General features: G+C 65.7%; 16 protein-coding genes. 7 read left to right on the top strand and 9 right to left on the bottom strand.

The features are described from left to right. The first annotated feature begins 37 nt into the window (after nucleotides 1-37). Both AC1DYM_RS03900 and AC1DYM_RS03905 read left to right on the top strand, forming a co-directional pair. Nucleotides 38-1,057, top strand: a complete 1,020-nt coding sequence (locus AC1DYM_RS03900; protein WP_477336119.1) for an AI-2E family transporter — start codon at nucleotides 38-40, stop codon at nucleotides 1,055-1,057. A gap of 49 nt (nucleotides 1,058-1,106) precedes the next feature. Then, on the top strand, nucleotides 1,107-2,126 hold the full coding sequence (locus AC1DYM_RS03905) for an AI-2E family transporter (protein ID WP_477336121.1): 1,020 nt from the start codon (nucleotides 1,107-1,109) through the stop codon (nucleotides 2,124-2,126). A 9-nt stretch (nucleotides 2,127-2,135) separates the two neighbouring features. Here the strand turns inward: AC1DYM_RS03905 and AC1DYM_RS03910 are convergent, their stop codons facing one another. After that, nucleotides 2,136-4,130 (bottom strand): UvrD-helicase domain-containing protein, encoded by a 1,995-nt coding sequence (locus tag AC1DYM_RS03910; protein WP_477336123.1) that lies wholly within the window; start codon nucleotides 4,128-4,130, stop codon nucleotides 2,136-2,138. A 160-nt stretch (nucleotides 4,131-4,290) separates the two neighbouring features. Here AC1DYM_RS03910 and AC1DYM_RS03915 point away from each other — a divergent pair, with 160 nt between their 5' ends. Together AC1DYM_RS03915 and AC1DYM_RS03920 are read left to right on the top strand one after the other, a co-directional pair. Then, on the top strand, nucleotides 4,291-4,944 hold the full coding sequence (locus AC1DYM_RS03915) for a thymidine kinase (RefSeq protein ID WP_046966526.1): 654 nt from the start codon (nucleotides 4,291-4,293) through the stop codon (nucleotides 4,942-4,944). Next, on the top strand, nucleotides 4,941-5,714 hold the full coding sequence (locus AC1DYM_RS03920; protein ID WP_477336125.1) for a hypothetical protein: 774 nt from the start codon (nucleotides 4,941-4,943) through the stop codon (nucleotides 5,712-5,714). The genes AC1DYM_RS03915 and AC1DYM_RS03920 overlap by 4 nt, the downstream gene beginning before the upstream one ends. A 13-nt stretch (nucleotides 5,715-5,727) precedes the next feature. Here AC1DYM_RS03920 and AC1DYM_RS03925 read toward each other — a convergent pair whose 3' ends face one another. The 6 genes from AC1DYM_RS03925 to AC1DYM_RS03950 all read right to left on the bottom strand — a co-directional run bounded on the left by AC1DYM_RS03925 (nucleotide 5,728) and on the right by AC1DYM_RS03950 (nucleotide 10,920). Continuing rightward, entirely contained in the window at nucleotides 5,728-6,642 is a 915-nt protein-coding gene (locus AC1DYM_RS03925; protein WP_477336127.1) for a phosphoinositide-specific phospholipase C-related protein, read from the bottom strand. A gap of 94 nt (nucleotides 6,643-6,736) precedes the next feature. Beyond that, nucleotides 6,737-7,549, bottom strand: a complete 813-nt coding sequence (mutM, locus tag AC1DYM_RS03930) for a bifunctional DNA-formamidopyrimidine glycosylase/DNA-(apurinic or apyrimidinic site) lyase (RefSeq protein ID WP_477336129.1) — start codon at nucleotides 7,547-7,549, stop codon at nucleotides 6,737-6,739. A 48-nt stretch (nucleotides 7,550-7,597) separates the two neighbouring features. Further along, a complete protein-coding gene (locus tag AC1DYM_RS03935) occupies nucleotides 7,598-8,089 on the bottom strand; it encodes a hypothetical protein (RefSeq protein WP_477336131.1) in 492 nt (163 codons plus the stop codon). A 1-nt stretch (nucleotide 8,090) separates the two neighbouring features. Further along, nucleotides 8,091-9,437 (bottom strand): GldG family protein, encoded by a 1,347-nt coding sequence (locus AC1DYM_RS03940; RefSeq protein WP_477336133.1) that lies wholly within the window; start codon nucleotides 9,435-9,437, stop codon nucleotides 8,091-8,093. Next, on the bottom strand, nucleotides 9,437-10,192 hold the full coding sequence (locus AC1DYM_RS03945; protein ID WP_477336135.1) for an ABC transporter permease: 756 nt from the start codon (nucleotides 10,190-10,192) through the stop codon (nucleotides 9,437-9,439). Before AC1DYM_RS03945 ends, AC1DYM_RS03940 begins: the two co-directional genes overlap by 1 nt. Continuing rightward, nucleotides 10,189-10,920 (bottom strand): ABC transporter ATP-binding protein, encoded by a 732-nt coding sequence (locus tag AC1DYM_RS03950; RefSeq protein ID WP_477336137.1) that lies wholly within the window; start codon nucleotides 10,918-10,920, stop codon nucleotides 10,189-10,191. The genes AC1DYM_RS03945 and AC1DYM_RS03950 overlap by 4 nt, the downstream gene beginning before the upstream one ends. Nucleotides 10,921-11,162: 242 nt before the next feature. On the opposite strand from AC1DYM_RS03950, the gene AC1DYM_RS03955 reads away from it, so the two are divergent. Then, entirely contained in the window at nucleotides 11,163-12,356 is a 1,194-nt protein-coding gene (locus tag AC1DYM_RS03955) for a DesA family fatty acid desaturase (protein WP_477336139.1), read from the top strand. 341 nt (nucleotides 12,357-12,697) lie between these two features. Here the strand turns inward: AC1DYM_RS03955 and rpmG are convergent, their stop codons facing one another. Further along, nucleotides 12,698-12,862, bottom strand: coding sequence for a 50S ribosomal protein L33 (rpmG, locus tag AC1DYM_RS03960; RefSeq protein ID WP_046966534.1), 165 nt, complete (start codon nucleotides 12,860-12,862; stop codon nucleotides 12,698-12,700). Between the two features lie 11 nt (nucleotides 12,863-12,873). After that, nucleotides 12,874-13,110 (bottom strand): 50S ribosomal protein L28, encoded by a 237-nt coding sequence (gene rpmB / locus AC1DYM_RS03965; protein WP_046966535.1) that lies wholly within the window; start codon nucleotides 13,108-13,110, stop codon nucleotides 12,874-12,876. A 303-nt stretch (nucleotides 13,111-13,413) separates the two neighbouring features. Between rpmB and secB the strand changes: the two genes are divergently transcribed. Beyond that, nucleotides 13,414-13,905: a protein-export chaperone SecB gene (secB, locus tag AC1DYM_RS03970; protein ID WP_046966536.1), complete on the top strand. Its 492-nt coding sequence runs from the start codon at nucleotides 13,414-13,416 to the stop codon at nucleotides 13,903-13,905. Between the two features lie 3 nt (nucleotides 13,906-13,908). Continuing rightward, nucleotides 13,909-14,946 carry an NAD(P)H-dependent glycerol-3-phosphate dehydrogenase gene (locus AC1DYM_RS03975; RefSeq protein ID WP_477336141.1) on the top strand — a complete coding sequence of 346 codons (1,038 nt, stop codon included), beginning with the start codon at nucleotides 13,909-13,911 and terminating at the stop codon, nucleotides 14,944-14,946. Nucleotides 14,947-14,990: the final 44 nt, after the last annotated feature.

Genomic DNA, 14,990 nt, shown 5'->3' on the forward strand with positions numbered 1-14,990 from the left:
CCTGACAGACTGCGGCCTCATTCACGACGAGGTCTCCATGGACGTCGCCAGCTCGCGCACTCACGTCATCCGCATCGCCAGCTACATCGCGATGGGGTTCGGCCTCTTTCTCATTCTCTATCTTCGGCTTCTGCCCGCTCTCCTCGCCGGTTTGCTCGTCTACGAGGTCGTGGTGTCCGTGGCACCACTGATGGGGCGCCGTCTTTCGGGCGACCGTGCGCGCGTCCTCGCCGTGGCCCTGGTCGCCATCGTCGTGGTCGGCTTGCTGACCCTGCTGATCCTTGGCGGTATCAGCTTTTTCCGCAACGAAATCGGCAACCCGGAGGACCTCTGGCAGAACAAGCTGATGCCTCTGGTCGAGCGGGCTCGCGAGCAGATGCCCCAGTCCATCGTCGGGCGCTTGCCGGAAAGCGTGGATGCGTTACGCGTCACGGCCCTCGACTGGGCACGCTCCAACGCCGTGACCCTGCAGCTCGCCGGCAAGGAAGCGGCCCGCGTGCTTGTGCACATCCTTATCGGCCTGGTGCTCGGTGCGATCGTGGCGCTCAGCCGCACACGTCCGTCGCATCAGGTAGGGCCGTTTGCCGCCGAGCTCAGCCTGCGCAGTGCGCGCCTGGCCGATGCGTTTCACAACATCGTGTTCGCCCAGATCAAGATCTCGCTGGTCAACACGGCCCTCACCGCGGTGTACCTCCTCTGCATCCTGCCGTTGTTCGGCGTGCACCTGCCGCTGACCAAAACGCTGATCGTGATCACCTTCCTGGTCGGCCTGCTGCCTGTGATCGGCAACCTGCTGTCCAACACGGCGATCACCATCGTTGGCCTCTCGGTGTCGCTGTACGTCGGCATCGGCGCCCTGGTGTTCCTCATCGTCATCCACAAGTTCGAATACTTCCTCAACGCGCGCATCGTGGGCAGCCAGATCCGCGCGCGCGCCTGGGAGTTGCTCGTGGCCATGTTGCTGTTCGAGGCGGCGTTCGGCCTGCCGGGCGTGGTCGCGGCCCCGATCTTCTACGCCTACCTGAAATCTGAACTGGAAGCCGAGCGCTTGATCTAGCGTTCATCGCCGCCCTGCTGGAATCCCGCCAACCTCAAGGAGTGCCGGCATGGTCAGTACACCGGGCGACTCGCGCCTCGTCCGCATCGCCACCTACGTCCTCGCGGCCCTCGCGCTGTGGGGCGTGCTCATGCTGCACCTCATCTCGGCCCTGTTGGCGGGCCTGCTGGTCTATGAGGTGGTCGAAGCGCTCACACCGCTGATTCGTCGCGTGGTCCCTGGCGAGCGTGCGCGGCCGATCGCCGTCGCCTGTGTCGCCATCGTCGTGGTCGGCGCGCTCACCCTGATCGTCGTCGCCGCACTCGGCTTCTATCGCCGCGACATCGGCGATCCCCAGGATCTCTGGGACAGCAAATTGCTCCCCCTCGTCGACAAGGCTCACGAGCAGCTGCCAGCCTGGCTCACCTCACGGCTGCCGGACAGCTTTGGCGACTTCCGCGAACGCGGCATGGGCTGGGCTCACGAGCACGCGGGCGACCTCAAGCTGATGGGCACCACGGCGGCGCGTGTCTTCGCGCACATCCTGATCGGCCTGGTCCTCGGCGCCATTGTCGCCATTTCCCACGGATCGGGTGGTCGGCCGGCGCGGCCGTTATCGTTCGAACTATCGACCCGCGCCATGCGTCTCGCGGACGCCTTTCACAACATCATCTTCGCCCAGCTGAAGATCTCGGCGATCAACACCACGTTGGCGGCTTTGTTCCTGCTGGTGGGTCTGCCGATGTTCGGCATCCACATTCCCCTGGCCAAGACGCTGGTCATCCTCACCTTCGTCGTGGGACTTCTTCCCGTCGTCGGCAACCTGATTTCCAACGTGTTGATCACGATTGCCGGACTATCGGTGTCGTTGTGGGTCGGTGTCGCTGCGCTCGGCTTCCTTATCGTGGTGCACAAGCTGGAATACTTCCTCAACGCCAAGATCGTCGGTGGGCAGATCCGCGCACGCACCTGGGAACTGCTGATCGCGATGCTCGTGTTCGAGGCGGCCTTCGGCCTGGCGGGGCTCGTTGCCGCACCGATCTACTACGCCTATCTCAAGAGCGAACTCGAGGCCGAAGAGCTGATCTGAAGGGCCGCCTCAGCCGCCGCCGGCGAGCATCGCGCGGATACGCGCCATGTGGGTCGCCGCGGTCTCCATCTTCACTTCGGCGTCCGCTTCGGGATCCTTGCCGTCCCAGTGGAGATCGTCCTGCGGGAGCTCTTCAAGGAAGCGACTCGGATCGTTGGAGAGCACCTCGCCGTACTTTCGTGAGCGTGCCGAGAACGACAACGTCAGCATCTCCTTGGCGCGCGTGATGCCGACGTACATCAGCCGGCGCTCTTCGTCGAGGCGGCCTTCGTCGATAGCACCTTCATGCGGCAAGGTGCCGTCCTCGCAACCGACGATGAAGACGAAGCGGAATTCCAGGCCCTTGGCCGAATGCAGGGTCATCATGCGCAACGCATTGCCCGGATCATCACGATCCGCGTGACTGAGCAGTGCGAGCTGCGCGGCAATGTCGCCGGTGCGGCCGCCGTCCTTGCTCATGGCGCGGAACCAGTCGGCCAGTTCGCGCAGGTTGCCGAGGCGGCGCTCGCGCAGCACTTCATCGGGCGTCGAGGCGGCGATCTGGGCCCCGTAGCCGGTCTTCTCGATGATCGTCTGGACCAGGTCGGCGGCGCTGAGGTGGTTGGCGTCGCTACGCAACTCGTCCATGAGGCGCGAGAAGCCGGCGAGGGCCGAGGCAGGGCGCGATGAAATCGTCTTCAGCACGGCGTCGCTGCGTGTCGCTTCCAGCAACGATGCATTGCGCGTCTGCGCCATCTGGCCGAGTTTCTCTAGCGAGGTCGAGCCGATCTCGCGCTTGGGCACGTTGACCACGCGAAGAAAGGCGGCATCGTCCGTCGGATTGGTCAGCAGGCGCAGATAGCACAGGATGTCTTTCACTTCCGCACGGTCGAGGAAGGACAGCGCGCCGCTCAGGTGGTAGGGCACCTTGGCCAGGCGCAGCGCTTTCTCCAGCACGCGTGCCTGGAAATTACCGCGATAAAGGATGCAGAAGTCGTCCCAGCGCGCGCCTTTTTCCTTGTACTTCTCATGCAGGCTGGACGCGATCGCGGCGATGCGTTCGGCCTCGTGGTCGTTGTCCTTGCACTCCAGCACGCGAATCGGCGGACCTTCGACGTGGTCGCTCCAGAGCTTCTTGTCATGGACGTGCGGGTTGTTCGCGATGAGTTGGTTGGCCGCACGCAGGATGCGCTTGGCACAACGGTAGTTCTGCTCGAGCTTGATCACGCGCAGGTTGGTGAAGTCGCGTCCGAGCTGGTCGATGTTTTCGGGATTGGCGCCACGCCAGGCATAGATGCTCTGGTCGTCGTCGCCCACGCAGGTGAAGCGCGCCTTCGGTCCGGCGATCGCCTTGAGCAGACGGTACTGCGCGTCGTTGGTGTCCTGGTACTCGTCCACCAGCAGGTAGCGCAGGCGCTCCTGCCAGATCGCACGCGCGTCGTCGTCGCTTTCCAGGATGCGCAGGGGCAGACGGATGAGGTCGTCGAAATCCACCGCGTTGAAGGCGGCCAGCCGCTGCTGGTACAGGTCGTAGATGGTCGCGGCTTCGATCTCGCGCGGGCTGCGCGCCGCCGCCATGGCTTCCTCCGGCGTGAGGCCGCCGTTCTTGGCCTTGCCGACCAGGTTGCGGATGCCCTGGATCACTTCGGGCTTCACGCCCTTGGGCGAAAGCTCCTTGATCATGTTGGCGCTGTCGTCGGCGTCGAGCACGGAGAAACCGCGGCGCAACTGCGCGCGCTCATGCTCGATCTGGAGGAATTTCAACCCGAGCGCGTGGAAGGTGCACACCGTGAGCGCCTTCGCCGACTGGTCGGAAATCAACCGGCCCACGCGTTCGCGCATTTCCTTGGCGGCTTTGTTGGTGAAGGTGATCGCCGCGATCTTCTCGGCCGCCAGGTGCCGGTGCGAGATCAGGTGCGAGATCTTCTCCGTGATGACACGGGTCTTGCCGGAGCCGGCGCCGGCCAGCACGAGGAGGGGGCCGTCGCAGTATTCGACAGCCGCGTGTTGTTGCGGATTGAGCATGTGGGATCGGCCGGACAGGGCAGCGGACGAGGTCACGGATGGTAGCAGGTGGGGAGGTCGCGGCGGGCCCTGTCGCAGGCTCACGGGCGGCGAGACCCGGCCGAGCGCCAGCGGCCGGGCCCAGGCGGTAACATGTGCGGTCACGCACCGGAACGACCGCATGGCCAAGCTCTACTTCTACTACTCGGCGATGAACGCCGGAAAGACCACGACGCTGCTGCAGAGCGCGCACAACTACCATGAGCGCGGCATGCGCACGCTGATCCTCACGCCGGCGCTGGACAACCGCTACGGGGAAGGCATCGTCGCCTCCCGCATCGGCCTCCAGGCCCGGGCCGTACGCTTTGCCGGCGACGAAAATCTGCTGACCATCGCGGAGCGGGATATCGCCCGGCGTGGACCGCTTCACTGCGTGCTGGTCGACGAAGCGCAGTTCCTCAGCAAGGGGCAGGTCTGGCAGCTTTCCGACGTGGTCGACAAGCTGGGCATCCCGGTGCTGGCCTACGGCCTGCGCACCGACTTCCGGGGCGAGTTGTTCGAAGGCAGCAAGTACCTCCTGGCCTGGGCGGACAACCTCGACGAGATCAAGACCATCTGCCACTCCGGCAAGAAGGCGACCATGGTGGTGCGCGTGGATGAACACGGCCGGGCCGTGACCCAGGGCCCGCAGGTTGAGATCGGCGGCAACGACCGCTATGTCTCCGTGAGTCGCGCCGAGTTCAAAAGCATTACTGCCGGTGACGGCCGCATCGAGCTGCAGCAATCCGTGCTGCCGCTGGGCGAAAGCGAACCAGACGAAGGAAAAAGCACGTGACCGAGACGACGAATACCGCCGCCGCATGGCCGCGTCCGCATTGGCAGCCCAGCGACGAGGAAGCGGTGCTGCTCTTCTTCGTGTTTGGCGCGTTTCCCGAAGACCTCGTGATTCCCGCCGCGCGATACGGTAGCCCGGGCCTTCCCGAAGGTGTTGAATTGCAGCGCTTTCAGAACGCTGTTCTGGCACGGTGGGAGGGTTATCCGCTTTCCGGCGCGCTGGGCGAGTTGCTGAAGGAAGACAGCCCCGAGGCGTTCGCCGCCGCCAAGGCCGCGCCGCATGTGATCGCGATCCGCGGTCGTTTCCCGGACCGCGACAACCTCGACTACCTGCGCGACACGCTGGGCGTCGTCGCTGCGCTGACCGACATCGGTGGCAAGGCCGTCATCGATCCGCAGATCCTTTCCCTGTTCGATGCGCAGGGCTGGCGCGATCACTATCTGGTGCAGGGCGGTGCTCCGACGCGTCACCACGTGCTGATCCTGTGCAGTCCCGAGGAAACCAAGGGGCGCTCGTGGATCCGCACCCGGGGCATGCGCAAGTTCGGTCGTCCCGATATCAGCCTGACCAACGTTCCCGACCGCGACATCGATCGCGCCGGTGCATTGTCGGAGCGCTTCGTCGACCTCGGCGCGCTCGGTGCCCACTTCGAGCCGGAACAGACGGTCGAGGTGGACGGCGTGTCCGAAGGCCTGACGGTTGAGCTGTCCGGTGACGAGACCGATCCGATGTTCAACAACTCGCACGCTGCGATGCGCTGGCCCGACTGACGGTTGGGCCGGATCACAGCTCGTCAGGTGCGCTCAAGGTAAGCCATTCCGCGAACTTTGCGACATCGCCGACTTCGTGGAAGTCGACTGCGACAAAGTTGGGCTTGCGTCGGGCCGCCGGGCGGCAGTGATGCAGATATCGGCTGGACAGGCTTTCAAAGCGGTTATCGGCGCTGGCGTGCGAAGGAAAGGGCACGCCGTGGAAGTGATTCATCGTGAACAAGGGGCGCCAGCCGGGCTTCCCTTCAATCGTGGACCGGTCGAGCCGTCGACCTTCCTCGGTCCAGCGGCTGGTGCACTCGTAGTCGTGTTGCAGGAAGGTCGTGCCGAGGCTCCAGTAGTTCTCGACGGTGTAGTCGATGCTCGGCAGGATGTGGGCAACGCCGCTGCCCATGGGGAAGTCGCCGGTGTTGTCTTCGTTGAGGCTGAAGATCAGCAGGCGCTGGCCGCTGTCCCGCAACTGTCGGTACGTGGGCCACGACGCCGTGTTCCACGTCCGTGGATCGAAGGTCCTGCCGGCGAGGCCCGGGGCCTGGGCGAGCTCGGCCGACAACTGCTCGACGGTCGTTGTGTCCTCGAGATGAAGGCTGACGATGGCGTCGGCCTCTTTGTCCAGGAACGGCAGGATGGTGTCATTGAGCAGATCGGCGAACGTGGCCGAATCGTCGCCGGTGCAGACCTTGTGGCAAAGCCGCACGCGTCCCTGCGAAAAGTGCAGGTCCAGCATCAACCCGCGAACCCCTTCGGCGAGCTGGACGTCGATGGTCTGGCTCTGGTTGGGAAGCAACCCGTTGCTGGTGAATGCGTTGTGCGTCGTTACCCAGCTGTACTGGTCGAACGGTCGCTCCCAATGGTCGGGTGTGCGAGCAGGCACCGGAGCCGCCATGGCGAGAAGCAGGCAGAGTGCGGCGTATCGGGATGGAGGCATGGGTGAGGCTGTCCGCGCTGTGGGAGCCGCAGACGATAGTCAGCCTCGTATCGGGTCCGCTGTCAGCGCATGGCCCGAGTAGGCGTGGGTCGATTCAGCGCTGGCATACCGGGCAGTAGAACGATGCACGCTGGCCGAGCGTGATCACCTTGATCGGGGTCGCGCATACCTTGCACGGCTGGCCTGCACGTCCGTAAGCGAACAGCTCCTGGAAGAAATAGCCGGGTGCACCATCCGGTGCGAGGAAATCGCGCAGCGTCGTGCCACCGCGTGTGATCGCATACGCGAGGATGCGTTTCACTTCGTCGGCGAGCTTTGTGTAGCGCGCTCGCGATACCTTGCCCGCGGCGCGGCGGGGATCGATGCCCGCGGCGAACAGCGCTTCGCTTGCATAGATGTTACCTACGCCGACAACGACCGCGTTATCCATGAGGAAGGTTTTCACCGACGCGGTCCGGCCGCGCGAGAGCGTCCACATCAGATCGCCGTGGAAGTCGTCGGTGAGCGGTTCCGGTCCGATCCCGTCGAGCAGTTCGTGCGTCTCTCCTGGCATCTGCCAGAGCAGGGCACCGAAACGGCGCGGATCGGTGAAGCGCAGCACGCGGCCGGTGTCCATGGCGATGTCGACGTGATCGTGCTTGCCGATCGGCGTCTCGGCCGGAAGCACGCGCAGCATGCCCGACATGCCCAGATGGAGCAGGGCCGTGCCCGCCTGCGTACGCAGCAGCAGGTACTTCGCGCGGCGATCCACCTCGTCGATCACCTGCCCGGGGAGCAGGGTGGAAATTTCCGGTGGGATTGGCCAGCGTAGATCGGGGCGTCGCAGCACGACGCCAGTGACCCGGTGTCCCTCCAGGTAGGGGGCGATTCCGCGGCGGGTGGTTTCGACTTCGGGAAGTTCGGGCATGCCTGGAAGATGGGGCGCGTGAGGGCCTCGGGCAAGCGCGGGATGCGCCTATGGGACCGGCTTCATGGTCGTTGGCAGGGCCTGCGTCCGCGGTGCCCTGGGAAGGGCCTGCGCCGGGACGAAGGCGATGCGCTGGCCCACGCGGGCATAGCGTTGCTTGCCGAGGGCGGTCATCTCGCCGAATTCGATGCGGGTCCCGTCGATCGTCAATGTGGCGATCGGCGGTGCGAGTCCGATCTTGGCGGGGTCGAAGTCGGCGGCGGCTTTCCACTCGGCGACGGGGGTCGCCGCCAGGGAAGCCAGTTCTTCCGCGCGGCCTTCATCCGTCGTGGCGGTATCGAGGTTCGCCCAGCGACCGTCCCTGCGCTCGAATCGTTGGTCGGGCAGGCCTTTCAGAGATACGGCCATGCGCGTCACCGACGCCGGATCGAGGGCGGTGAGGGTGTGTTCGCGCGCGTCGGCCTCGTCGGCATGCCATTGCCAGCCGACGGCGGCAAGCAGCAGCACGACAACGGCGACGATGCCGATCCGCGGCATCACGTCAGCGTCTCCGCCGCCGCCATGCGATGCCCGCGCCGAGGCCGATGAGGAGCAAGGGCAGGGCGATCAGGAAGCCGAAGCTGATCGCGTTGAGTTCGTCCTGCGAGAGCGAGATGACGCGGTCCGGTGCGCCGCGCGTAGGCAGGTCAACCAGCACGTCGTCGCCGAGCAGCCAGTCGACGATGCGCTCGCCGAGGGCGCGGTTGCCGCCATTGCCGACATAGGTATTGGAGATGAAATCACCATCGCCGATCACCACCGCCCGCTGCTCGCTCTTGGCCGGGCTCGGCGAGAGTCGGTTGAGTGCGAAGCCGAAATCCAGCGGCCCCTTCAGCTCGCCGCTTTCCGGGTGGAAGGCGATTGTCGAGGGCTTGTCGTTATCGATGCCGTCGAAGGCCGTCCAGCTGCGTTCGCCCGAACGCAGGAACGGGACGACGGCCCAGTCGTGATCGGACACCTGGGCGAGCGCGGCGACCTGCGGGAAGAGGCTGGTATCGCGGAAGCCCCGCGTGATGGCGTGGAACGGATAGTCGCCCACCACCACGATCCGGGGATCGTTGACGTTGAGTGTGCTGCCCTGTCCGTCGACCAGTACGCCGGGAAGGATGCGTACGCCCAGCACGTCGGCGAGCGCGCCGGTGCCGAGATCCGCATTGCCCGGCTCGGCCAGCCAAAGCAGGTTGCCGCCAGACCGGACATAGTCGACCAGGGCGGCGATGCTGCCTGCCGGCAACGACGCCGTGGGGCTCGCCAGCACGACCAGGTCGGTGTTCTCGGGTACGCCTCGTGTCTGGCTGAAATTCAGTGGCACCGCGCGGATGCCACGGCGTTCGACCTGGCCCATGAAGGTGCCCAGATCGGCGTTGGCGTGACCGTCGGCCTGTCGCTCGCCGTCACCGGTGACGAAGGCGACGATGCGCTCGCCGCCACGGGCGAGGCGCTCGAGGGCGTTCGATAGGTTGCGTTCGTTGATCGGGCTCTCGACGCGTTGCTCGCGACCGGCATAGCGCACGAGCAGGGCGCCGTTACCGGCGATACCGAGCTGGCGCGACGCGGCGGGATCCAGGTCGGGATCGACAAAGGACAGGGTGAGGTCCCTCTTTTCGCGCGTGTATCGCTCCATGACGGCGGCGACTTCTTCGCGCAACGGACCGGTCGGCGAGAGGTAACCGACGACCTCGACGGGGCCCTTCAACGTCTTCAGGACGGCGACGCTCTCCGGCGCAAGGCTCGCACGCGCGCCGCGCGTCCAGTCGGAGGTCCAGACGTGACGGGAACTGAGGAAGCCGATGCATCCGGTCGCAACGACCAGGGCCAGCAGGATGAGCCAGCGATCGAGGCGACGCATTACTGACGCTCCCTGTCGCCGCCAAGGCGGCGGGTGGCAAGTGTCAGCGACAGCGCGATGGCGAGCGCGAACCAGATCAGGTCGCTGGAGACGACCAGGCCGCGCAGCAGATTCTGTAGGTGGGTGGCCATGGTCAGCCACTCGAGGAAGCCACCGCTCACGCCGGCGGCCTGCGCGCCGCGATCGACCGTCCAGAGCACGAGAGTGACGATCAGCGCCATCGCGGCTGAGATCGCCGGGAACGATGTGGCGGCGGAACAGGCCACGCCGATGGCCGCCAGTGTGGCGAGCAGCAGGGCGGTGCCGAGGGTAGCGGCGGCGAGCTTGCCCCAGTCGGCCGTGGACTCGGCACCGACCAGGAGCGGCATGGCCAAAGTCGCCAGCAACCACAAGCCGAGCCAGAGGAGGACAGCGAGGTATTTGCCGACGACGATGCGCCAGGGGGCAAGCCCTGTCGATGCCAGGAGCGCCAGGGTGCCGGTCCGCCGTTCGCCGGCGAGCAGCGACATGGTCATCAAGGGGACGACCAGAAAAGCGAGCTTGGCCAGTTCGGCGAGCAGGGGAATGGCGACGAGGTCGGTGAATCCGGGCGCATCCGCCATGCCGGCAAGTTTCACCTGCGCACCGAGGAACTGGCCCAGGCCGAGGACGAAGCTCCAGGCGAGCCAGGCGATGGTCAGGGCGGCGATCGCCCAGGCAAGCGGGCGCACGGCGAGCCGACGCAGTTCGAGACGGGTGACAGCGCCCAGGCTCATGCGCCGGCTCCCGTCGCGATGCCGAAGAAGGTGGCTTCCAGGGTCTTGCCGCCAGCGTCGTCCCGGAGGGGCGCATCGTGGCGGAGCCGGCCCTCGTGCAGGATCGCCACCCGGTCGCACACGGCCACGACTTCGCCGAGCACATGGGTGGAAAGGATCACCGCGACACCAGCCGCCGCCCGTTCGCGGATCAGCTTGCGCAATTCACCGATCTGGACCGGATCCAGCGCATTGGCCGGCTCGTCGAGGATCACCAGGGCCGGCTCATGAACCAGTGCGCAGGCCACACCGAGGCGCTGACGCTGGCCTTGGGACAGCACGCCGGCGAGCCGGCGGCGCAGGTCGCCCAGCTGGAGGCGGGCGATGATCGTATCGGCGGCCTTGCGCGCGGCCGCCCGCGACGCGCCGCGAAGCCTGCAGAAGGCGAGGAGGTGCTCGTCGACGGACAGTTCCGGCCAGAGGGGCGCTGCCTCGGGCAGCCAGCCCACCAGGGACCGGGCGATGCCCGGATCCGCGACAAAGTCCTGACCATCCAGGGTGATGCTCCCCGATTCCGGCCGCAAGGCGCCCGCCAACATGGACAAGGTGGTCGATTTGCCGGCGCCATTGACCCCGAGCAGGCCGAGGACTTCACCGCGGTTCAGGGAAAACGAGACGTCGGCGACCGCCGCACGCCCGGCCCGGCGCCGGGATAGCCCGGTGACGTTCAGCAGCGGAGCGTCGGTCATACGGCTACGTCGCCCAACAGCCGGCTATTCGCAGGATCGTGCGGCCAACGTGCGGACGGGGCGGGGTGTGTCTGAACGACGGGGAGAAAGCTCATGCGGCGATTGTGCGCAAAGGGCTTCGGTTCCCACAACCGTCGGCTTCACATTTCAGCGAAGAACGTGCTGGTGGGTATGGAAACGGGTGGTTAGACTACCAATATACACTTGTACTTTCCCTTCACTCCCTGCGCGGTACCGACTAAATGCTCGACACCCTGCTCGATTTCCTGGCCAACGGTCTCTCCCGCGCAAGCTGGGGGGAAATGGTGGTCTACATGCTCGTGGTCACGCAGCTCACCATTTTCACGGTGACCCTGTATTACCACCGGAGCGCGACCCACCGCGGCGTGGATTTCCACTGGGCCCTCAACGGTTTCTTCCGTTTCTGGGGCTGGCTGACCACCGGCATGGTCGTGCGTGAGTGGGTCGCGATCCACCGCAAGCACCACGCGAAGGTGGAGACCGAGGAAGATCCGCATAGCCCGCAGGTGTTCGGCATCAAGAAGGTCTTCTTCGACGGTGTCGCCCTTTACCGTGAGGCCAGCTACAACAAGGCCGACATGGAGAAGTACGGCCGCGGCACCCCGGACGACTGGTTCGAGCGCACCTTGTTCGGCAAGCACCCCTACTGGGGTCCGACGCTGATGGCGATCATCAATGTCGCCTTGTTCGGTGTCGTCGGCATCGCGCTATGGGCCATCCAGATGGTCTGGATCCCGTTCTGGGCCGCCGGCTTCGTGAACGGTATCGGTCACTGGTGGGGCTACCGCAACTTCGAAAGCTCCGACACCGCCACGAACATCTCGCCTTGGGGCTTCTGGATCGGCGGTGAAGAACTGCACAACAACCACCATGCCTTCCCGAGCTCGGCGAAGTTCGCCTTGCGCAAGTGGGAGTTCGATATCGGCTGGGCGGCCATCTGCACCCTGCGTACCGTCGGCCTGGCCAAGGTGCTGCGCGTCGCGCCGACGCTGAACATCCGTCCGAACGTTCACCTGCCGGATGCCGAAACGCTCAAGGGCGTGCTGGCGTTGCGTTTCCAGGCGACGACTGATTACTACCGCAACGTCATCCTGCCGACCATGCGCGAAGAAGTCAGTCAGGCCGGCGACAGCGTGAAGGCTGTGCCGCGCCGCGTGCGCCGTGCCCTCGCCGATGGCGGCCGCTGGCTCGACAACGATGCCCGTGAGCGCATGCATGCTGCCCTGGCCAATCGCCCGGCGTTGACCACGGTGTGCGAGTTCCGCGCGCGTCTGGTGGCGCTGATGGAGGAGCGGGGCGCGGACAAGGCGCTGAAGTCCCTCCAGCAGTGGATCGTCGAAGCGGAGCAGAGTGGGATTCGCTCGCTGCAGCAGTTCGCCGAGCGGTTGAAGGGGTATTCGGCGGTCGGTGCGTAAACGCATCGCTCCCGGTAAAGGAAAGGCCCGCCAATGGCGGGCCTTTTTGTTGGGCGGTGCTTGTTGCTGGCTCGCCTTCGGCCTCGCGGGTGGGCTCGCCTTCGGCCTCGCGGCGGGGCTCGCCTTCGGCCTCGCACTGACGCACTTGGTAGGAGCCGATTCATCGGCGATGGGTGCTCGCGATACAGCCGCTTCGTTGCCGTGACAGCCGGCTTGTTGCGGTGCATAGCCTCATTCGCGATAGGAAGCGCTGAGTGTTCGCGGACAAGTCCGCTCCTACGCGCGCGGCGCTGGCGCCGCGCGTGATCAAATAAAAAAAGCCGCCTTTCGGCGGCTTCTTTTTATTTGATCTTGCCTTCCTTGTACTCGACGTGCTTCCGGATGACGGGGTCGTACTTCATGAACACCATCTTTTCCGGCGTGTTCTTCTTGTTCTTGTCCGTCGTATAGAAGTGCCCGGTTCCCGCGGTGGAAATCAGGCGATGCTTATCACGCTTACCAGCCATGTTCGATCTCCTTAGATCTTTTCGCCACGGGAACGGAGGTCGGCGAGCACGGCGTCGATGCCGTTCTTGTCGATCGTGCGCAGCGCGTGGTTCGAGATGCGCAGCTTGATCCAGCGGTTCTCGCTGGCGACCCAGAAGCGGCGCTCGTGCAGGTTCGGCAGCCAGCGGCGACGGGTGCGGTTGTTTGCGTGCGAGACGTTGTTACCGGTCTGCACACCCTTATTGGTGACTTGGCATCTACGGGCCATGACGACCTCCTTTAGATAATTTGACCGCCCTTTGGCCAGGACGGCATCGGCCCAGCCGCGACCCATGGATACGGGGCGCCACGCGATGGCTGGAGGGGGTGGAGCATTCCCGCCGCTGAGGCCCGCATCGCGTGACGGACCTGCCCGACGAATCGGGTCGGCATAGGGAAGCCGGGCATTCTCTCAGAATCTCACGTGTTCACGCAAGCCGGACTGTGCGGCGCCGGGGGTTGTGTGAAACAATCCCCGCTTTCGTGCCTCCGCACGAAGCCGCCTACAAGACGCCTTTCCGAGGAACACGCAATGGCAGACATCACCCCCAACGGCCAGGCCGGCCAGCCGCAGCTCGTCCTGCAGAAGATCTACGTCAAGGACGCTTCCTTCGAAGCCCCGAACGCGCCCCAGGTCTTCCAGGAAATGGGCGAGACCGAGGCCCAGCCGCAGGTCCAGCTCAACCTGGGCCACAAGGCCGTCGATCTCGGCAACGAGCAGTTCGAAGTGGTCCTCAGCCTGACGCTGACCTGCAACCTGGGCGAGCGCACGGCGTATCTCGCCGAAGTGCATCAGGCCGGCATCTTCGGCATCGGTGGCTTCACCAGCGAAGACCGTGACGGCATCCTGGGTTCGTACTGCCCGAACCTGCTGTTCCCGTATGCCCGCCAGATGGTCTCCGCCATGATCCAGGAAGGTGGTTTCCCGCCGTTCCTGCTCCAGCCGATCAATTTCGACGCCCTCTACGCCGAACAGCAGCGTCAGCAGGTCGAGGGCGCCGGGGCCCATACGCTCAACAGCTGAGTGATGACCTCCGTCTCCCGACCCACCGTCGCCGTCCTCGGCGCCGGTTCCTGGGGCACCGCGCTGGCCGCGCTGCTGGCGCGCAACGATGTCCCCACGAGGTTGTGGGGGCGCGATGCCGATGCGCTCGCGGCCATGGCCGCGTCGCGTCGCAACCTGCGCTACCTGCCCGATCTGGATCTGCCGACCGAGCTCACCTACGAGGCCGACCTGGCCACGATCGTGCGTGGCGCGGAGATCGTCCTTATCGTTGTGCCGAGTCACGCCTTCGCCTCGATGCTCGACGACATCGTCCCGATGCTCGATCCGGGCACGAAAATCTCGTGGGCCACCAAGGGCTTCGAGACCGGTACCGGTCGGTTCCTGCATGAACTGGTGAATGAAAAGCTGCCCGGGCGACCGGCAGCGGTCATCACCGGACCCTCGTTCGCGCGCGAAGTGGCCGCCGGCCTGCCCAGTGCCGTCACCGTGCATGCCACGGACGACGCCTTCGGCAAGGAACTGGCCGTGTTGCTGCACGCGCCGGATTTCCGCGCGTATACGGGTAACGACATCCTGGGTGCGGAGCTCGGCGGCGCGATGAAGAACGTGCTGGCCGTGGCGACCGGCGTGGCCGACGGCATGGAGCTCGGGCTCAACGCCCGTGCCGGCCTGATCACCCGGGGCATGAACGAGATGCTGCGTCTGGGTGTGGCGCTGGGCGCCCGCGCCGAGACCCTGATGGGCCTGGCTGGCCTGGGCGATCTCGTGCTCACGTGCACGGGCGACCTCTCGCGCAACCGCCGTCTGGGCCTCGCCCTGGGGCGCGGCGTTTCGCTCGACGAGGCCATTCGCGAGATCGGACAGGTCGTCGAGAGCGTGGTCACCGCGGATGAAGTGGCCCGCCTGGCGGGTTTCCACGGCCTCGATCTACCCATCGCGGCGGCGGTACGGTCCGTGCTGCACGGCGAGGTCACCCCCGTCCAGGGCCTGCGCGCCTTGATGGGACGCGAGCAGAAGCCCGAATACCCGGTCGACCTGTTCGGTCATCGCCGCGGCTGACGCCGCGGTGCGTGGTCCGCTGTCCCCCGCTTCGCTGAACCGGG

This window comes from Luteibacter sp. P1_D3, assembly GCF_056406135.1.